This window comes from Vibrio hepatarius, from assembly GCF_011806575.1.
In the GTDB taxonomy this organism is placed as follows: domain Bacteria; phylum Pseudomonadota; class Gammaproteobacteria; order Enterobacterales; family Vibrionaceae; genus Vibrio; species Vibrio hepatarius_A.
Genome location: NZ_JAATOO010000014.1, coordinates 105,445 through 122,748, shown reverse-complemented (window position 1 = coordinate 122,748; position 17,304 = coordinate 105,445). Strand labels below are relative to the sequence as shown.

General features: G+C 44.9%; 13 protein-coding genes and 1 tRNA gene. 7 read left to right on the top strand and 7 right to left on the bottom strand.

Annotation, left to right across the window (positions count from 1 at the left end; genetic code table 11):
* The 4 genes from HCZ42_RS12975 to uvrY all read right to left on the bottom strand — a co-directional run bounded on the left by HCZ42_RS12975 (window position 1) and on the right by uvrY (window position 3,423).
* A tRNA-Cys gene (locus tag HCZ42_RS12975) sits at window positions 1-74 on the bottom strand.
* Window positions 75-316: 242 nt separating this feature from the next.
* Window positions 317-874 (bottom strand): CDP-diacylglycerol--glycerol-3-phosphate 3-phosphatidyltransferase, encoded by a 558-nt coding sequence (pgsA, locus tag HCZ42_RS12970; protein ID WP_053410350.1) that lies wholly within the window; start codon window positions 872-874, stop codon window positions 317-319.
* Between the two features lie 72 nt (window positions 875-946).
* The gene (gene uvrC / locus HCZ42_RS12965) at window positions 947-2,779 is read right to left on the bottom strand and encodes an excinuclease ABC subunit UvrC (protein ID WP_167421097.1); all 1,833 of its coding nucleotides are present in this window, start codon (window positions 2,777-2,779) and stop codon (window positions 947-949) included.
* Window positions 2,779-3,423, bottom strand: coding sequence for a UvrY/SirA/GacA family response regulator transcription factor (gene uvrY, locus HCZ42_RS12960; protein WP_167421096.1), 645 nt, complete (start codon window positions 3,421-3,423; stop codon window positions 2,779-2,781). The genes uvrC and uvrY overlap by 1 nt, the downstream gene beginning before the upstream one ends.
* Window positions 3,424-3,783: 360 nt before the next feature.
* On the opposite strand from uvrY, the gene HCZ42_RS12955 reads away from it, so the two are divergent.
* The 3 genes from HCZ42_RS12955 to HCZ42_RS12945 all read left to right on the top strand — a co-directional run bounded on the left by HCZ42_RS12955 (window position 3,784) and on the right by HCZ42_RS12945 (window position 8,701).
* Window positions 3,784-4,269 carry a DUF3015 domain-containing protein gene (locus HCZ42_RS12955; protein WP_167421095.1) on the top strand — a complete coding sequence of 162 codons (486 nt, stop codon included), beginning with the start codon at window positions 3,784-3,786 and terminating at the stop codon, window positions 4,267-4,269.
* Window positions 4,270-4,413: 144 nt separating this feature from the next.
* Complete coding sequence (locus HCZ42_RS12950; protein ID WP_167421094.1) at window positions 4,414-6,267, top strand: Lnb N-terminal periplasmic domain-containing protein; 1,854 nt, start codon at window positions 4,414-4,416, stop codon at window positions 6,265-6,267.
* A gap of 70 nt (window positions 6,268-6,337) precedes the next feature.
* Complete coding sequence (locus HCZ42_RS12945) at window positions 6,338-8,701, top strand: DNA polymerase II (RefSeq protein ID WP_167421093.1); 2,364 nt, start codon at window positions 6,338-6,340, stop codon at window positions 8,699-8,701.
* 6 nt (window positions 8,702-8,707) lie between these two features.
* On the opposite strand, the gene HCZ42_RS12940 is transcribed toward HCZ42_RS12945, so the two are convergent.
* Both HCZ42_RS12940 and HCZ42_RS12935 read right to left on the bottom strand, forming a co-directional pair.
* A complete protein-coding gene (locus HCZ42_RS12940; RefSeq protein ID WP_167421092.1) occupies window positions 8,708-10,771 on the bottom strand; it encodes an EAL domain-containing protein in 2,064 nt (687 codons plus the stop codon).
* Window positions 10,772-10,852: 81 nt separating this feature from the next.
* Entirely contained in the window at window positions 10,853-11,620 is a 768-nt protein-coding gene (locus tag HCZ42_RS12935; protein WP_167421091.1) for a nucleotidyltransferase domain-containing protein, read from the bottom strand.
* Between the two features lie 129 nt (window positions 11,621-11,749).
* On the opposite strand from HCZ42_RS12935, the gene yeiP reads away from it, so the two are divergent.
* Together yeiP and HCZ42_RS12925 are read left to right on the top strand one after the other, a co-directional pair.
* Window positions 11,750-12,316, top strand: a complete 567-nt coding sequence (gene yeiP, locus HCZ42_RS12930; protein ID WP_053410343.1) for an elongation factor P-like protein YeiP — start codon at window positions 11,750-11,752, stop codon at window positions 12,314-12,316.
* Between the two features lie 2 nt (window positions 12,317-12,318).
* Window positions 12,319-12,639: an HI1450 family dsDNA-mimic protein gene (locus HCZ42_RS12925; protein ID WP_053410342.1), complete on the top strand. Its 321-nt coding sequence runs from the start codon at window positions 12,319-12,321 to the stop codon at window positions 12,637-12,639.
* Window positions 12,640-12,740: 101 nt separating this feature from the next.
* Here HCZ42_RS12925 and ihfA read toward each other — a convergent pair whose 3' ends face one another.
* Window positions 12,741-13,037 (bottom strand): integration host factor subunit alpha, encoded by a 297-nt coding sequence (gene ihfA, locus HCZ42_RS12920; protein WP_167421090.1) that lies wholly within the window; start codon window positions 13,035-13,037, stop codon window positions 12,741-12,743.
* 547 nt (window positions 13,038-13,584) lie between these two features.
* Here ihfA and HCZ42_RS12915 point away from each other — a divergent pair.
* Both HCZ42_RS12915 and HCZ42_RS12910 read left to right on the top strand, forming a co-directional pair.
* Window positions 13,585-14,760 carry an acyl-homoserine-lactone synthase gene (locus tag HCZ42_RS12915; protein ID WP_167421089.1) on the top strand — a complete coding sequence of 392 codons (1,176 nt, stop codon included), beginning with the start codon at window positions 13,585-13,587 and terminating at the stop codon, window positions 14,758-14,760.
* The gene (locus HCZ42_RS12910) at window positions 14,753-17,257 is read left to right on the top strand and encodes a hybrid sensor histidine kinase/response regulator (RefSeq protein ID WP_167421088.1); all 2,505 of its coding nucleotides are present in this window, start codon (window positions 14,753-14,755) and stop codon (window positions 17,255-17,257) included. The genes HCZ42_RS12915 and HCZ42_RS12910 overlap by 8 nt, the downstream gene beginning before the upstream one ends.
* Window positions 17,258-17,304 lie beyond the last annotated feature (47 nt).

The following is a 17,304-nucleotide window of genomic DNA, read 5'->3' as shown; positions in this document are numbered from 1 at the left end:
TGGAGGCGCGTCCCGGAGTCGAACCGAGGTCCACGGATTTGCAATCCGCTGCATAGCCACTCTGCCAACGCGCCTTTGTAACTCCAAGCTTAAGCGATTTTCATCAGCTTCCTCTTGGGTACGGAAAGCATTCTACGGATTCGGACTTATGAGTCAACACTATTTTTCAATTTTTAAATCGTTTGTCTAATTAACATCCAAAAAGCTCTAATTTGCTCAATTTAGTAGCGTTAATTAGCTGAATATAGATAAGTTTCTTTGACGAAACACATACGACAGATACAGAAAACGGGCTCTCGCCCGTTTACTTAATTAGTTAATGATGCTTTTCGTCTAGCAAATCGTCTTTAGCGGCCATCAAGTATTGTGCCATAGACCAATAAGTGAGGATTGTTGCGATATAAAGTGCAGCGTACCCGAGCCAAATCATCCAATCGTCGTAGCGCCAGATAAGTACCCAAAGTGCGAACATCTGCGTTAATGTTTTCACTTTGCCAACCCATGATACCGCGACACTGGCACGTTTACCGATTTCCGCCATCCATTCACGCAGCGCAGAAATAATTATCTCACGCGCAATCATGGTCACAGCCGGAATCGTAATCCAAATCGAATGGTAATGTTCGGTGATGAGAATAAGAGCTGTGGCGACCAATACTTTATCTGCTACAGGATCAATAAAGGCACCAAAGCGAGAGGTTTGCCCTAACTTACGGGCTAGCATGCCGTCCAACCAATCCGTGAAACCTGCTACCCAAAAGACCATAGCTGCAGCAAAAGGCGCCCAACTAAAAGGAAGATAAAAAGCGACAACAAATACTGGGATCAGAAGAAGTCGCATCAAAGATAAAATGTTAGGGATGTTTAGACGCATATTTATTAGTGGCTCTTATCGTGTAGCGCTGTTTACTGCTTTAAAACAGGCCCTTATGGTGCGGGATTTTTGCTATTGTTTCAATGCTTGATAAATGTTTTCTGCCAAAGAATGACTGATGCCCGGAACTTTGGCGATTTCTTCAACGGTCGCACGTTTCAATTCCTGCAGCCCGCCCATATACTTGAGTAACGCTTGTCGACGCTTAGGTCCGATGCCTTCAATCCCTTCCAGAGCGCTGGTTCTTCGGGTCTTTCCGCGCTTCGCTCGGTGGCCTGCAATGGCGTGGTTATGGCTTTCATCACGGATGTGTTGCATCAAGTGAAGCGCTGGTGCGTCACTTGGTAAGTTAAACTCATCACCCTCAGTGGTAATCAAGGTTTCCAAACCTGGTTTACGCGTTACACCCTTAGCAATACCGATCAATCGCGGTTTCTTCGGCCAGTCACCCCAGTAATGAGAAATGATCTCGTGTGCTCGGTTGAGCTGCCCTTTACCACCATCGATAAACACGATGTCTGGAATCTTATCGATATCCAGTTGCTTTGAATAACGTCTCTCTAACGCTTGCCCCATCGCGGCATAGTCGTCACCTCCGGTGATTCCAGAAATGTTATAACGTCGATACTCTTGTTTAAGCGGCCCTTCATGGTTGAACACTACACAAGACGCGATGGTGCTCTCGCCCATAGTATGCGAGATATCAAAACACTCCATTCGCGCAATATTGTCCATCCCCAACACTTCTCTGAGCTCTTTAAAACGCTGAGAGATTGTCATCTTATGATTGATCTTAGTCGTTATCGCCGTTAGCGCATTGGTATTAGAGAGTTTCAGGTACCGACCACGTGTGCCAGTTGGATTCACATGGAAATGCACTTTTCGCCCAGCGATAGCCGTCAGAGCCTGCAATAGCGGCTGAGCATCTTCTATCAATCCATCATTGAGAATAATCCGAGTAGGAATAGTTCGAGCTTCGTTGTGGCTCAGGTAATATTGACTGAGGAAACTATAGAATACTTCTTCCTGAGTGGTGTCATTGGGGATTTTTGGAAAGTGGCTTCGGCTACCCAGCACTTTGCCCTGACGAATCATCAAAATATGAATACACGCGATGCCATTTTCTTGGGCAAAACCCAGTACATCCATATCATCCATCGAATCTTCAGAAACAAATTGCTGTTCTTGGACACGGCGGATCGCTTGTATTTGATCGCGAAATCGCGCTGCATCTTCAAACTTTAACGCTCGACTCGCCTGCTCCATTTTATCCACCAGCGACGCCAATACCTGTTGATCTTTGCCTTGCAAGAACAGCCTGACTAAGCCCACCAGATCGGCATACTCTTCGTCAGAAATGATACTGTTAACGCAAGGCGCAGCGCAGCGGCCAATCTGATACATCAAACAAGGACGAGTACGGTTGCTGTAAACCGTGTCTTCACACTGACGGACAGGAAAGATCTTTTGGATTAGATGCAGCGTTTCACGCACCGCACCTGAATCTGGGTACGGGCCAAAATATTCACCCTTGCGCTTCTTTGCGCCACGGTGCATCGACAAACGAGGATGCTTGTGTCCGCTGATAAAGATGTAAGGGTAAGATTTGTCGTCACGCAACAGAACGTTATATTTCGGCAGATATTGCTTGATGTAGTTATGCTCTAAGATCAGAGCTTCTGTCTCCGTGTGGGTCACGGTGACATCAATCTTAGCAATGTTGCTGACGAGGGCGCGGGTCTTTTCGCTGTCGACTTTCTTACGAAAGTAACTCGAAAGGCGCTTTTTTAGGTCTTTGGCTTTACCAACATAAATAACGACAGCCTCGGCGTTATACATTCGATAAACGCCGGGCTGGTTAGTTACTGTTTTTAGGAAGGAAACCGAGTCGAAAGAAGGTGTCACTACAAAGTCTCGGTATCTAACATTCCATGACGAATTGCAAGGTGGGTTAACTCGACATCACCACTGATATCTAGCTTATTAAAAAGACGATAACGATAGCTGTTTACCGTTTTAGGACTCAAGTTTAGCTGCTCTGAAATGTCAGTAACTTTCTGGCCTTTGGTAATCATCATCATGATCTGCAATTCACGCTCAGACAGATCGGCAAAAGGGTTTTCCGATGCGGGAGAAAACTGACTCAACGCCATTTGCTGAGCGATCTCTGGCGAAATGTAACGTTGGCCACTATTAACCACTCGAATCGCATTGACCATTTCGTCTGGTCCTGCGCCTTTTGTCAGGTATCCGGCTGCACCGGCCTGCATCACCTTAGTTGGAAACGGATTTTCCGTATGAACAGTTAACACGATGATTTTCACATCAGGATTGAATCGCAGTATCTTTTTGGTCGCTTCCAAGCCACCAATACCCGGCATATTCATATCCATTAAAATGACATCAGCATAATTGCTACGACACCATTTTACTGCGTCTTCACCGCTTTCAGCTTCCCCTGCTACGTTCATTCCACGGACGTCTTCAATAATACGTCGTATCCCTGTGCGAACCAACTCGTGATCATCTACAAGGAAAACACTTATCAAACTTGTATCTCCACACTATATGTTCAGCTTTGTCATCTCGCTCAAGCGCGAGTAACAGGATGGTTGCCCATTTTAACGCAATATTTCAAAATTGCTTCCTCTGAATATGTGCTCAAACGCAAACTTTAGCAAGAACTTATTTGAAGTTCTGTGCCTACCTTCTTTAATTATATTTCAATCAGTATTTAATGGGGATGGAGACTCAAAAGTCTCAAAAACGGCACTCGGATGTGCAACTAGCTAAATATCGATTGAATTCCGGAGAGTTTTCATCTATTTGTAAAAAGGTGTGAATGAAATCAAATTCCACCGTGTGCTAATTCTCTATTAGCAAAGAACTAAATTTAATAAGGAATTGTTATGAAAAAGCTACTAGCAGTGGCAGCTCTGGCTTCAACTTTACCACTTTCAAACGTTGCAATGGCTGACTCAGACATCGGTTGTGGTCTGGGTACTATGGTATTTGACGGCAAGTCTGGCAAAGTATTTAAAGTGCTAGGTGCTACTACTAACGGTACTTCTGGTAACCAAACTTTCGGTATCACGTTCGGTACTCTAGGCTGTGACGGAACAGGTACTATCAACTCAGCTCAAAAACTAGCTCTATTTATCGATGGCAACATGGATAACCTAGCTCGTGATATCGCGAAAGGCGAAGGCGAGACTCTAGCAACTCTTTCTGAAGTTTGGGGCATCAACGAAGCGGACAAGTCTGCGTTCAATGAGCTTGCTCAACAAAACTTTGCAGAAGTTTTCAAATCTGAAAACGTAACTTCTCAAGAAGTATTCACTAACCTGAATACTCTAGTTGCTGGCGACGACGCGCTAGCGACTTACGCTATCTAAGCAAACTCGCTTAATGCTTTGAAAGGTGCTCTTTGAGCACCTTTTTCATGCCCTCACCCCGTCGACAATAGCTAAGTCCTTTAATATTCAGGCGATTGTCTATAGAGTGCTTAGCTATTCTCACGGATTGAACAGCAGTATTACATGAAGCTATCTCCCCTTTGTACTTCTCTTTTCGCCAGCTTTGGCGTACTTGTTAGTGCCTCCACGGTCGCGCAATCAAACTTTAATACCGAGCAACTTGCGAGCGATCCCTATTGGCTGAAATTAGGTCACTACTTACCTAATACGTTTTCAGGCTACGAAAGCAGTGTCGACAAAGATGAGTTCTTCTTCTCCCCACAAGGTAAAACCTCACCACTTGCAGAACTCAATGCAACTGTCGCTGCTCTATACAGTAGTGACTCTGAAGCCGCCAACGAAGCACGCTGCCAATACCCTGCACGTTTTACTTGGCTAGAATCCAAAGCAGGTCGTCAAGCTCAACTCAAGTGTGAAGAGATGCAAACGTGGCGAGATGTGATCGATCCCGAAGGCATGACACTGGTGTTTCCTACCGCGTTTATGAACAACCCATCATCGATGTTCGGTCATACCTTGTTGCGTGTGGATGCAAAAGACCAAACCAGACACAAAGAGCTGGTTGCATTTGCCATTAACTTTGCCGCAGAGCCAGAAACGCAGGACAACGCCGCGCTCTACGCTTTCAAAGGCTTGGTCGGGAGCTATCCGGGACGTTTCACCGTGATGCCGTATTACCGCAAAGTACGTGAATACAACGACATCGAATCTCGAGATATCTGGGAGTATAAACTCAAGCTAAACGAAGCAGAAGTGAATCGTGTGTTGCTTCACCTGTGGGAAATGCAACGCGCTGAGTTTGATTACTACTTCCTTGACGAAAACTGCTCATATCAGTTGCTCGCGCTGCTTGAATTGGCACGCGATGATTTGTCGCTGATTGCCGATTTCCCTTTACAAGCGATTCCATCAGACACGGTTGAAACGCTCGCAAAGAATGGCTTACTTGAAGAGCCCAAGTATCGTGAAGCATTCGGTACTCGCCTCCTCCATCAAAGCGAAGAGATTGACCCGCGTTTATTCGAAGCGGCCAAGCAAGCAAAGCTAGGTCAATTTCCTTCGGCTGACGAATACAGCGACACCGAGCGCGCAGCCATTTTGGAGTTTGCGTACGAATGGCTGAACTTCGAGCTGTATGATGTTGGTCTCGAGCGAGATCCGACAGCAAAACGTCTTACTGAGCTGCTGTATCAACGCAGTCGTATTAAAGTGGAGTCACCGTTCTCGCAAGTACCTAAACCAAGCATTTCACCAGAACAAGGCCACGCATCTGCGAGAATTGGTCTGAGTTACCAATACAGTGATAACTACACCAACAAAGCGACCTTTGAATGGCGTCCGGCGTACCACGACTTACTCGACTCTCAAGATGGGTTTATTCCGGGAGCAAAAATCAGCTTTTTGGATACACAATTCAGTGTTGATGAGAATGGAACGAGTCGCGTCGACCGCTTCTACTTTATGGACTCCATGGCACTTGCGCCGTCGAACCGTATCTTTGACAGCTGGGCATGGAATGTGCGCCTAGGTTTTGACCGACGACCAGATGAAGACAAACTTGCTGGACGCACTTTTGCTCAAGGTGGATTCGGTAAAGCGTGGGGTGATTCAGACGGACTGCATTTGTACGGTTTGTTCTCTGCAGAACTCAGCGGCGGACAACTCACCGACTACGATGCGGTGCCGGGTGCGGGTATCGAAGCGGGTATACTCTACCAATTAGGCGACAGCCACCGCATTGGTATTCAAGGACAATACCTCTCTTTATTCAAAACAGACGCTGACCAAAACGCGAGTGCTACCGCGAGTTGGCAGTGGTCATTTAACCGCAACTTAGCCGTGCGTAGTCAAGTGACCTACCAACACTGGCAAGACGAAGACGTCAGCGCGAAAATCACGGGTTATATCTACTACTAGATAACATTGTGCTAAGCTACTGGAGCGAAACATTACGTTGATGTTTCGCTTTTTATTTAGTAGTACTTCGATGACCATTAACCAAGGCTTTCTCCTAACTCGCCAAGCGCGAGACATATCAGGCACCACCCATATCGACTTATGGCTCGCGACCGAGCAAGGTCCTGCACAACTGATCATTGAGGGTGAAAAGCCGGTATTCTTCGTTTTACAACAAGACACCGCCGTCATCGAAGAACAGATTGCCAATATGGCGATACCTGCTCAGCTAAAACCGTTGCCGCTACACAGTTTTGATTCCGAACCGCTGGCTGCGTGTTATTGTGCAACGGTTAAAGACGCACAAACATTGAGTCAGGCACTCAAACTTCAAGAATTTCTGGTACTCGAAGACGACATTCGCTTAGCCGATCGATATTTGATGGAGCGTTTCATCAAAGGCAGTGTGGAATTTACTGGCACCAGCCAATCTCGAAATGGTTATCATCGCATCACAAACGTAAAGTGTCGTCAGGGAGATTACACGCCACAGCTCAAAGTGGTGTCTCTCGATATTGAATGCTCGGAAAAAGGCATTCTCTATTCGATTGGTCTCGACAGCCCGATGGATAGCCGCGTCATTATGATTGGCGAACCTCAACCTGCAGATACACCCATTGAGTGGGTGAACGACGAGCGTGAACTGTTACTCGCGATGGTCAACTGGTTTAAGCAGTTTGACCCAGACGTCATCATAGGTTGGAACGTGATTGATTTCGACTTCAGATTGCTGCATAAACGAGCGGAATGGAACAAGCTGAAACTTTATATTGGCCGCGGGAATCAAGCCAGCTACTTCCGTACTTCCAATACAACGCAACAGGGCTTTATCTCTATTCCTGGCCGTGTGGTGATGGACGGCATTGATACGCTAAAAACCGCTACTTATCACTTCCGTAGCTGGTCGCTAGAATCCGTATCACAAGAATTACTGGGCGAAGGTAAGCAGATCCACAACGTACATGACCGCATGGACGAAATTAACCAGATGTTCAAAAAAGACAAACCGTCTTTGGCGAAATACAATCTGCAAGATTGCGTGTTAGTGAATAAGATCTTCGCACACACTCACCTACTCGAATTTGCCATTGAACGATCAAGGTTAACTGGCGTTGAACTCGATCGTGTGGGAGGTTCGGTCGCCGCGTTTACCAACTTGTATTTACCTCAGATTCATCGTGCTGGCTATGTCGCGCCAAACTTACATCCAGAAAACTGGATAGCAAGCCCAGGCGGTTATGTGATGGATTCCATCCCTAACCTCTACGACTCCGTATTAGTACTCGATTTTAAGAGTCTGTACCCTTCAATTATCCGTTCTTTCTTAATCGATCCGATGGGCTTAATTGAGGGGCTCAAGTTGGAAATTGGCAAAGCGGATAACCAAGCGGTACCCGGCTTTCGCGGCGGTCAGTTTGATCGACATAAACACTTTTTGCCTAAGATGATCGAAGATTTGTGGGCAGCGCGTGATGTCGCCAAGAAAAACAACGAGAAAGCCTTTTCTCAAGCCATTAAGATCATCATGAACTCTTTTTATGGCGTTTTGGGTTCTTCCGGTTGTCGTTTCTTTGATACGCGTTTAGCTTCGAGTATCACCATGCGTGGCCATGAAATCATGAAGCAAACCAAACGGTTGATCGAAGATAAAGGCTATCAAGTGATCTACGGCGACACCGACTCGACCTTTGTCTCTTTAAATGGACAATTCAGTCAACAAGAGGCCGACAAAGTCGGTAATCAGTTGGTCGAATATATTAACCAGTGGTGGACGCAGCACCTTAAGCAACAATACAACTTAACTTCTATTCTTGAGTTGGAGTACGAAACGCATTATCGCAAATTCTTAATGCCGACTATTCGTGGGCAGGAAACGGGATCTAAGAAACGCTACGCAGGCTTAATTGGCGAAGGTGAGCAAGAACGCATCGTGTTTAAAGGATTAGAGAGTGCCCGTACCGACTGGACGCCGCTTGCCCAGCGCTTTCAATCCACCCTCTATTCGATGGTTTTTCACGATCAAGATCCAAGTGAATACGTGCGTGACACTGTTGAGCGCACACTCGCAGGTGAATTTGACGACGAGCTGATTTACCAAAAGCGCCTACGTCGTAAATTGCACGAATATCAAAAGAACATTCCGCCTCAAGTACGTGCGGCCCGCATGGCGGATGAAATCAATGCTCAGCTTGGTAGACCGTTGCAATACCAGAGCAAAGGCCGAATTGAGTATCTGATTACCGTATCAGGGCCGGAACCAAAAGAATACTTAAAGAGCACCATCGATTATCAGCACTATATCGATAAACAGCTTAAGCCGGTCGCAGAGGCCATTTTGCCGTTTATCGGCTTAGATTTTGCCTCAATGAGCGAACCGCAACTTGGCCTGTTTTAAGTCTCGTTATACTACATATTCAACAAACTTATCCAACGGCAATGATTTAGAGTAATACCAACCTTGGATCGCCACAGGGTCATTTTCTTCAACGATAAAGTTGAGCTGTCGATCGGTTTCTACCCCTTCAACCACTACACCCATCTCAAGCTCTTTGGCAATCGACATGATACTTTTGAAGACTTTCTCACCTTTCTCGTTTTCAAGCGACAACACAAACGAGCGATCGACTTTGATCACATCAACATCAAACTTGTTTAAATAGCTCAGTGATGAATAGCCCGTACCAAAATCATCGATATGGACTGGGATTCCCATCGAATGGAAATATTTGAACGCCTCTTTGATGCGCTGCTCATCGACTAACAAAGTGTCTTCGGTAATTTCAATGTGAATATAATTTGCGTAAGGGAGCACTAGCTTTTCAATTTTTGCTAAGTACTCAGAGTCCATCAAAGTATCTGGTGAGACGTTAATACTAACGGGCACAAACACGCCCTGTTGCTGCATTTTATCCAGATCCTTGATGACTTGTTTAAACACCCACAAATCGACGTCTTTCATTAGTTTCGCCTTTTCTAACCAAGGCAAAAACGTACCCGGATATTTGACGGAGCCATTAGAGTCAATCGAGCGAATCAGCGCCTCACAGCCTACCGTTTTACCGGAGTTTGGACAGACCTGCGGTTGATATTCTAAACAAAAGTCTCGTTGGCCGATGATCACCAGCTGTTTTTCCACCAGCAAGTTATCTTTCTCTTTAACTTGCGCGCGCGCGATCGGGTCATCCGTTAACATCTCCGCTTCTTCTTTTCTACGCGAATAGGTTGTGTCAAACGCAGACAAGTGAATATCAGTTTTTGACGCATTTGTATTCAAAGCTCTAACGGACGGAAAGTATATTGCTATCCCGATGCCAATGTTGATGACTTGCAACAATACCGCAGCAAATGCACCATCTGTCGCCATCCATGCGTTGAGCAACAGCGGACTATTGAAAGGAACAGAAACGGAGGGCGAAGGCACCAAGCCGAGCGACACCGCCGACATACTCGTTAGCACATTAGCTATAGGTGCGAAAAGAAACGGCCAAAAAAGACGCGGGTTTAAAATGATCGGCAAGCCAAACAACAAGATTTCATTGATGTTTAGCAATCCAATCGGAATACTCGCCAATGCTAGCAATCTAAGGCTACGTTGATCTGAAAACCACAATAGCGCCAGTACTAAGGAAAACGTCGCACCACTGCCACCGAGAAACACAAATGCCCCCATAAAAGACAGATTCATATCATAGATTACCTGACCACCAACGAGAATCGTCGCTTGGTTGAGGTTGCTTGCCTCTTGCAACAGGTCAACCATCGGTAGTAAAGCATAGTAACCGTGCATCCCCAAAAACCAGATAACAGAATTCAACGCGGCAAACACAACACCAAACATAGTTGGCTGATTTGCATAATCTATTCTTATATCCTCAATCAAATGAATGCTTTGAATAACGCCAAAAACAGCATAGTTAACTAGAAGAACCACAATAAAAGTGAGAATAGAAGGGATAATAAAGTTGAGGGATTCTTTAACAATTCGCCCAGCGCTATCGGTAGAGGTGAGTTTTATCGCATCAATTTGCAGCAACTTGGCTAACATTGGCACAGCGTAAATAGGGGTAGAAATCGCAATCACGATTTGGAACGTTCTCAGCATCACCCCAGAGGGTAAAATCTGACTTATCGTGAGAAGAAACACGACCACTAACAACATTACGGGTGGTCTTGGTAGGCGCCATTGCATTGCCAAAACGTACGAGATGGCGGCCGTCATCAAGTAAGGGAAAAAATCAGCTATCGCACTATGAAGTGAATAGAGTTGCTCAATCCAAGTCGTGCGGTTTCCCACCGCAAACTCGCCGATGCTAGCAAAAAACAGAGAAAAAGAGGAGAGCATTAAACATGGGATTAGCCAAACCATACCATCTCGAATAGCTTGAAGTGAGGCAAACAAACAACGCTTGAACTTTAACCCACAAAAATCACATAAAACAAAGCGCCTATTAGATTCGATATTCATGCTAGCTGCCTCAACGTCTCTATCATAAAGCTAGCACAACTAAAGGCCAATTGAATCGAAAAGCCACAAAAATCTTATGGTTTAACCTATTTTAAATTCCGTCTTTTTGTACTGGGTTACCAACCAGTCTCCGTAACCATCGAGGATACCAATAACTGAACGCTTGGCGATAAGGCGGCCAGACAACAGGATACCTAAACGTTCTATCTCGATTTTCTTCTCTGGGTAGTAACGCAAAAACTGCTGACCACATTCAATCGGATCGTCAAACCATTGCTTATCTCGGTACATAACTAACGAGTAGCTGGCCCTGAGCAACTTCTTCGCGATGATTTTCTGCGCTTTAATTTGCTCCGTGTCTTTGTCCGCTTTCGCAATTCGATAGCGGTAGACTGCTAGCCAATCTTCAACGTCCATATTCCAGTGTTTGGCAATTTCCCAACTCGGCTCATAATCACCAAAACACTGAGACAAATCGTCTCCAAAGACACAAACTGCACAATGACGAAGCTGGAATCCCCATGAAAAAATACTCTCCAAACTCGCAATTTCACTTACCAACGCGCATTTAAATGAGACTTCAGTGATAAATGGATAACTTTTTTGAAAACGCCACTTAATTGAGTTCAATAACGCCGTGCGCGAGTCAGAGAACGATTGATTCGTCACGACAATAACGTCTAAATTCGATTTTCCCGGCTGAGCAACTTTGCGTGCAACGCTACCATAAAGATAGACGCTATGAAGATTTGCACCCAAACCTCCTTTTAAAAAACGCAAGAGGTCATCGATGGCAGGTTGGTACTGCGACTGAAAAGGTTGCTTGGGATCGATAGTAGAAAGAGACATTTAGCCATGAATGCAGATATTACGAATCTGCTTATGTTCTCTCAGCACTGAGTACGAATCAAGATATTCCTTCTGATTACACCTAGGTATATAATGCCTTGATTTAATACCATACAAAGGAAGACGTTCATGCCTAAGGCAAGTGAGCTGAAAAAAGGGTTTGCCATTGAATCTAATGGTAAAACACTACTTATCAAAGATATCGAAGTAACAACTCCAGGTGGCCGTGGCGGCGCTAAAATCTACAAGCTACGCTGTACTGACCTATCGACAGGCGCTCGTGTTGACGAACGTTTTAAGTCTGACGACGTACTAGAAACCGTTGATATGTTCAAACGCGCTTCTTCATTCTCTTACGTAGACGGTGACGAGTACATCTTCATGGACAACGAAGATTACACTCAATACACGTTCAAGAAAGAAGAAATTGAAGACGATTTACTTTTCATCACTGAAGATATTCAAGGCTTGCACATCATCCTAGTAAACGGCACTGCTGTAGGTATCGAACTACCGGCTTCTGTTGAGCTTGTGATCGAAGAAACGGATCCATCAATTAAAGGTGCGTCAGCGTCTGCTCGTACAAAACCTGCACGTTTTGCTACTGGTCTTACTGTTCAAGTACCTGAGTACATTGCAACGGGTGACCGTATCATCATCAATACTACTGAACGCAAATACATGAGCCGCGCTTAATGATGTCTGATTTGATTTCTTACGACGACACCATCGACACCGCTTACGACATCTTTCTAGAGATGGCACCGGACAATCTAGAAGCTGCGGACGTGATCATCTTTACTGCACAGTTCGAAGAGCGCGGTGCTGCAGAGCTGGTCGAAACCGGTGATGACTGGAACGGTCACGTGGGGTTTGAAGTAGATAAGGAAATCTATGCAGAAGTTCGCGTTGGTTTAGTTAATGAAGAAGATGATGTGCTGGATGATGTCTTTGCTCGCCTACTGGTAAGTCGAGACCCAGAAAATAAATTCTGCCACATTCTTTGGAAGCGTGATTAACACAATCCAGAAACACAAACACCCAAGCATGACTTGGGTGTTTTTTGTAGTCTAAAGCTGAATCGTCAAGTAGACCTTCAGATTAAAGCTTAAAGGCAGCATTAATCGTTAACTTTAATGTTCTCTACACGTGCTTTCAGTTTTTGACCAGGACGGAAGGTAACTACACGTCGAGCACTGATAGGAATGTCTTCACCAGTTTTTGGGTTTCGACCAGGGCGTTCATTTTTATCACGGAGATCGAAATTACCAAAGCCAGACAGTTTTACCTGTTCGCCACCTTCTAGTGCTTTACGAATCTCTTCGAAAAACGCCTCAACCGTTTCCTTGGCATCCCGCTTGCTGAATCCGTGCTGCTCAAACAGGTTCTCAGCCAAATCGGCCTTTGTGAGCGCCATAAAACTTTCCTCAAAGCTGTGTTAAACCTTGCCACCAGACAGGTGACACCTGAACTTTCGCAGGCCAATCAACAACATATCAGCCTTACTTTGGAAAGTGTATGCCAACGTTATGATTTTCGCCAACTTTTTTATTTAATGTATAAGATTTATGGCAAAAACATGCGTAGTTTCGCTTTATTGCAACGCTATTTCATCGCTAAACAATCCAGTTTTAGTTTTAAATTTCAGTAAATTAAGCCAAATTGATAAATTTATCGATATAAAAATCTAAACTTTGGACTGAATCGTCACTTGTTGATCGCATTTGCCTTTAAATCAGTTGGTTAGGCTGACTAGTCGCTCAATTCAAGCTGTGAAGACGCTCATAAGAACATGGTTGAGTAAACATCCTTCCCCGTCGTATTTGCCACCTATGCGACAATATTAGTGAGCTTAATGGAATTTTTTATAAAATCATTTGCGTATTCAATCAATCAACCTAGTATTAGGAGAAAATAATAAACACAAATTTCGTCAAATGGCATGGATTGAGAAAAGCGCTTACATGGATGCGAATACCTCTCAAAGCGCGGTCGCCTTATTTACTGAAATTCATCATCAGTTTGGTACTGACAGTTACTCCTTTTTCAAACAAGTTCTTACGGATCGTTTGACGCTTTTTCATGCCCGCTACCCAGACATGGCGAATGAAACTATCGCTTATCAAATTAGCTCTCTTGCTTTCCAACACTCATTACGTAGCTACCCTAGCCACTGGCCGACACGCTGGTCAGAGTTGGAACATTCTACACTTAACCTTTTTAATAATTGGGCTGAAGCATGGTGTTACTTCCTACTATGGAAGCTGATGCGTAAGTACAATGAACTGAGCGGCGAAACTGTTGACCAATTTCAGCCTCTGTTGTCACTGAACGAGAAAGCCTATCAGGACGAGCTGGTTGATGACGTGCAATCATCTATACAGCTTTACTATACGTTGCATTATTCAAAACCGGTCACGCTGCCAGATGCGATCATGATGATCAATTTGTCGACATTTGTGCTGCAACAGAATTGGTATGAAGTACTTAATCACCTTGATCTTTCGGCTTGTGGTACGCACTTTCTTTTAACTGCTAAACCAAATGGTAGTGACTACCCTATTCTGGTTTCCAGTGCGAGAGTAAACCCACACCATACTGCCTACGAATGGCTTTACTTCTCGCCTTTTTTCCAGACGTCCCAATGGAGCACGTTGACCTCGCACCAACCACTGCAAGTATTGCAAGAAAGAAAGCTGTTAAAATCAACCCAGAACGTAGACAATACCAACGTGAAACACCTCGACACTTGGTTGTGGCAAAATATTTCTAACCAACAAGCCTGTTGCGAGATTATTCGCCTTACCGTTAGCGGAACCACCGCTCAGAAGCTTTTCTATTTGTACCTGTCGCAAAAGCGATTGATGCAAAGACTCGTTGAACGTAGTTTACAATTGGCGTTCGTTGTTATCGAGCAACCATTGATGATTCAGTTTTATGCCAGTTTACCTAATGACGCTTTTTGCCCTTTGGTTTACAGCCATATTTCCGGTTCCGAAAACCCAACTCATAAAGGCCTGTGGGTTATTCCACGCCTTAACGAAGAACTGACCCGTTGTGATTTCAAACGTTACAAATCTCTCGCTTTTAATCGAATGAAACAGAGAAACCAAAAACAGCAGGGAGTGAATCATGCATAATTCACTACTTGAGCACCTGCTTTACCCTAAAGCTATCGTTCTTATCCTCACGGGAATACTCGTGTTCGTTTGGGCGGGGTATTTCTGCACCTCAATGAACCGCCAGTACGGTTCCAAAAGTATCAAGTCATACAGCTACTACATCAGTTACACATTCGGCCTGTTCATCTGGATAATGAGCAATGCATATTTCCACACCGGATACTTGGTCGAGTTTGGTGAGTACTCCGCCAAGATTATGGCTTTGGTGGCAAACCTCTCGGCACTACTTGCATTTAGCTCGGCGTATTTCTTTACCGTCAAACTGAAAACCCATTACACACAAGCAAAGCCATTTTTCATTCAGAGTTTTATTTCCAACGCGACCATCCTGCTCTGCTTAACATGGAACTTACTACCTGATTTAACCATTAAAGGCGTGTCAATCGACGGACCTAGCCAGTTTGTGCTCGATTTTGGTGAATACACCAAACCGTTTTTCTTGGGCTTAACCGTGCTGGTTGTTCTGTCGTTTATCAACTTGTTCTCAATTCGCGGAAGCGCTAGCCGAATCCGCCGTACGCGGATCAACTACATGATACTCGGCATGACGATTTTCATGTGCTCAACGGCGGTGATACAACTTGGCTTCACTTATGTGTTTAACGATTTCTCGCTTACTTGGCTACCACCTGCGCTTTCCATCAGCGAGATGATCTTCATGGGGTATGCAATCCTAGCATCTCGCTTTTACAGCCTACGCCACATGTGTGCCGTCTCTCTAACCGTGACACTCACGGCAGCCGTTTACACAGGATTAATCCTGCTATTAGATCGCTACTTTATTGTCACCACGATGTCGATCTTAGCGACATCAATGTTTGTTGGTGTGACTTGGCCACTCTGCTTTAAACGACTAAAAGTCATGGTTAACTATGTGTTGTATGGCAATGCGCTCTCTCCTACCGACAAAATCGCGCGATTGGAAAGCCAGTTCCAATACTCACCCACCGCGGCGATGGACACCCTTGCCCAATACTTAGGTGTACCAAGCGATAAACTCAAGCTATTGGATGATTATCAAGGCGCGAGTAAATTCCGCAGCTATTTTGAAACCAACTCAACGCCTCTCGTACTTGATGAGCTGGAAGACAAACTTGAGCAGTCAACAACTGAAGAGCTTTCAGAGTTACACAGCAGCATGCACCAAACTCAGTCTGCGCTGGTATTGCCAATCTATGAGAGTAAAAACAAGCTGTCTCACGTGTTGGTTTCAAGCCATAAACTGGCAGGTGTGACGTTCTCTTATGAAGAGCTCAAAGCGCTTGAGCGCGTGCTTAAAAAAGTTCAGGTTCACATTAACTACGATCAAAAACTGCGACAAGCACAAGCACTGGCAAACTCGATCGCCCACGAGATGAGAAACCCGCTGGCGCAAGTTCAACTCGAATTCGAATCACTCAGTGAAAACTTGGCAAATTCCGCGCCACATGATCAACTCGCTCAGCATGTGGTTAAAGGTAAGCACGCTATCACTCGTGGTCGCCAGTTAATCGACATTATTCTGCGTGAAGTCAACTCATCCTCGTTAGAGTTAGAACCAGTAGAACCGATTTCGATGAGAACCACGATCCAAAATGCTGTCACTTTATATGGTTTTGATAAGGACTCAGACGCTCAGCGCGTACACGTTCATTTAGAGCATGATTTTGTCGCCAACATCAATGAAACCTTGTTTAACTTCGTGATGTTTAACCTGCTGCGCAACGCAGTCTATTACTTTGATTCGTTCCCTGACAGTACGGTGGAAATTCGTACTGAAGCCGACGAGTTTGAAAACAAGATCATTGTTCGCGATACTGGCCCGGGCATTCCCGAAGTGCTACTCGCACGCATTTTTGATGATTTCTTTAGTCATAACAAAAGTGGTGGTAGTGGCTTGGGCTTAGGTTACTGTAAACGCGTCATGAAGTCGTTTGGTGGCTCTATACGCTGTTTTTCTCAAGAAGGTCACTACACCGAATTTGTTCTCGCCTTTCCAATCAGTAATATCAGCTTAGCGAATGTTCAACGTGAACAGATAGAGACACCGGCGTCACCAGCACGACCTGTGGCCACATCGTCAAGCAAACAAGCACCTGTCAGCAAAAACCAAATGATTCTGGTTGTCGATGATAAAGAAGTGCAACGCGCCCTAGTGAAGCTTTATCTAGAGCAATTGGGTTACGGAGTAGTTCTTGCTAACAACGGTAAAGTAGCGATTGAGATTATTCAAAACAATCCAATTGATCTGATCTTTATGGACATTCAGATGCCGGTAATGGATGGTTTTGAAGCGGCGGAAATCATTAAGAAATCGTTCCCTGCCATCCCGATTATTGCGCTCTCAGGCGAAGCTGCTGAAGAAGATCTGGCTAAGATCGGTGAATTGATGGACGGGCGTTTGTCTAAACCGGCGACCAAAGATGCACTTAATTCGACGCTAGAGTCGGTCCTCTCAGCCGAAAGCGTCGTATAGCCGTACTCATTGCATCCACACCTTTCGAATCAACTCATAACGATTTG

Coding starts and splice junctions, on each gene's coding strand:
- pgsA (WP_053410350.1), bottom strand. CDS start 874: ATGCGTCTAAACATCCCTAACATTTTATCTTTGATGCGACTTCTTCTG.
- HCZ42_RS12955 (WP_167421095.1), top strand. CDS start 3,784: ATGAAAAAGCTACTAGCAGTGGCAGCTCTGGCTTCAACTTTACCACTT.
- HCZ42_RS12950 (WP_167421094.1), top strand. CDS start 4,414: ATGAAGCTATCTCCCCTTTGTACTTCTCTTTTCGCCAGCTTTGGCGTA.
- HCZ42_RS12945 (WP_167421093.1), top strand. CDS start 6,338: ATGACCATTAACCAAGGCTTTCTCCTAACTCGCCAAGCGCGAGACATA.
- HCZ42_RS12940 (WP_167421092.1), bottom strand. CDS start 10,771: ATGAATATCGAATCTAATAGGCGCTTTGTTTTATGTGATTTTTGTGGG.
- HCZ42_RS12935 (WP_167421091.1), bottom strand. CDS start 11,620: ATGTCTCTTTCTACTATCGATCCCAAGCAACCTTTTCAGTCGCAGTAC.
- yeiP (WP_053410343.1), top strand. CDS start 11,750: ATGCCTAAGGCAAGTGAGCTGAAAAAAGGGTTTGCCATTGAATCTAAT.
- HCZ42_RS12925 (WP_053410342.1), top strand. CDS start 12,319: ATGTCTGATTTGATTTCTTACGACGACACCATCGACACCGCTTACGAC.
- ihfA (WP_167421090.1), bottom strand. CDS start 13,037: ATGGCGCTCACAAAGGCCGATTTGGCTGAGAACCTGTTTGAGCAGCAC.
- HCZ42_RS12915 (WP_167421089.1), top strand. CDS start 13,585: ATGGATGCGAATACCTCTCAAAGCGCGGTCGCCTTATTTACTGAAATT.
- HCZ42_RS12910 (WP_167421088.1), top strand. CDS start 14,753: ATGCATAATTCACTACTTGAGCACCTGCTTTACCCTAAAGCTATCGTT.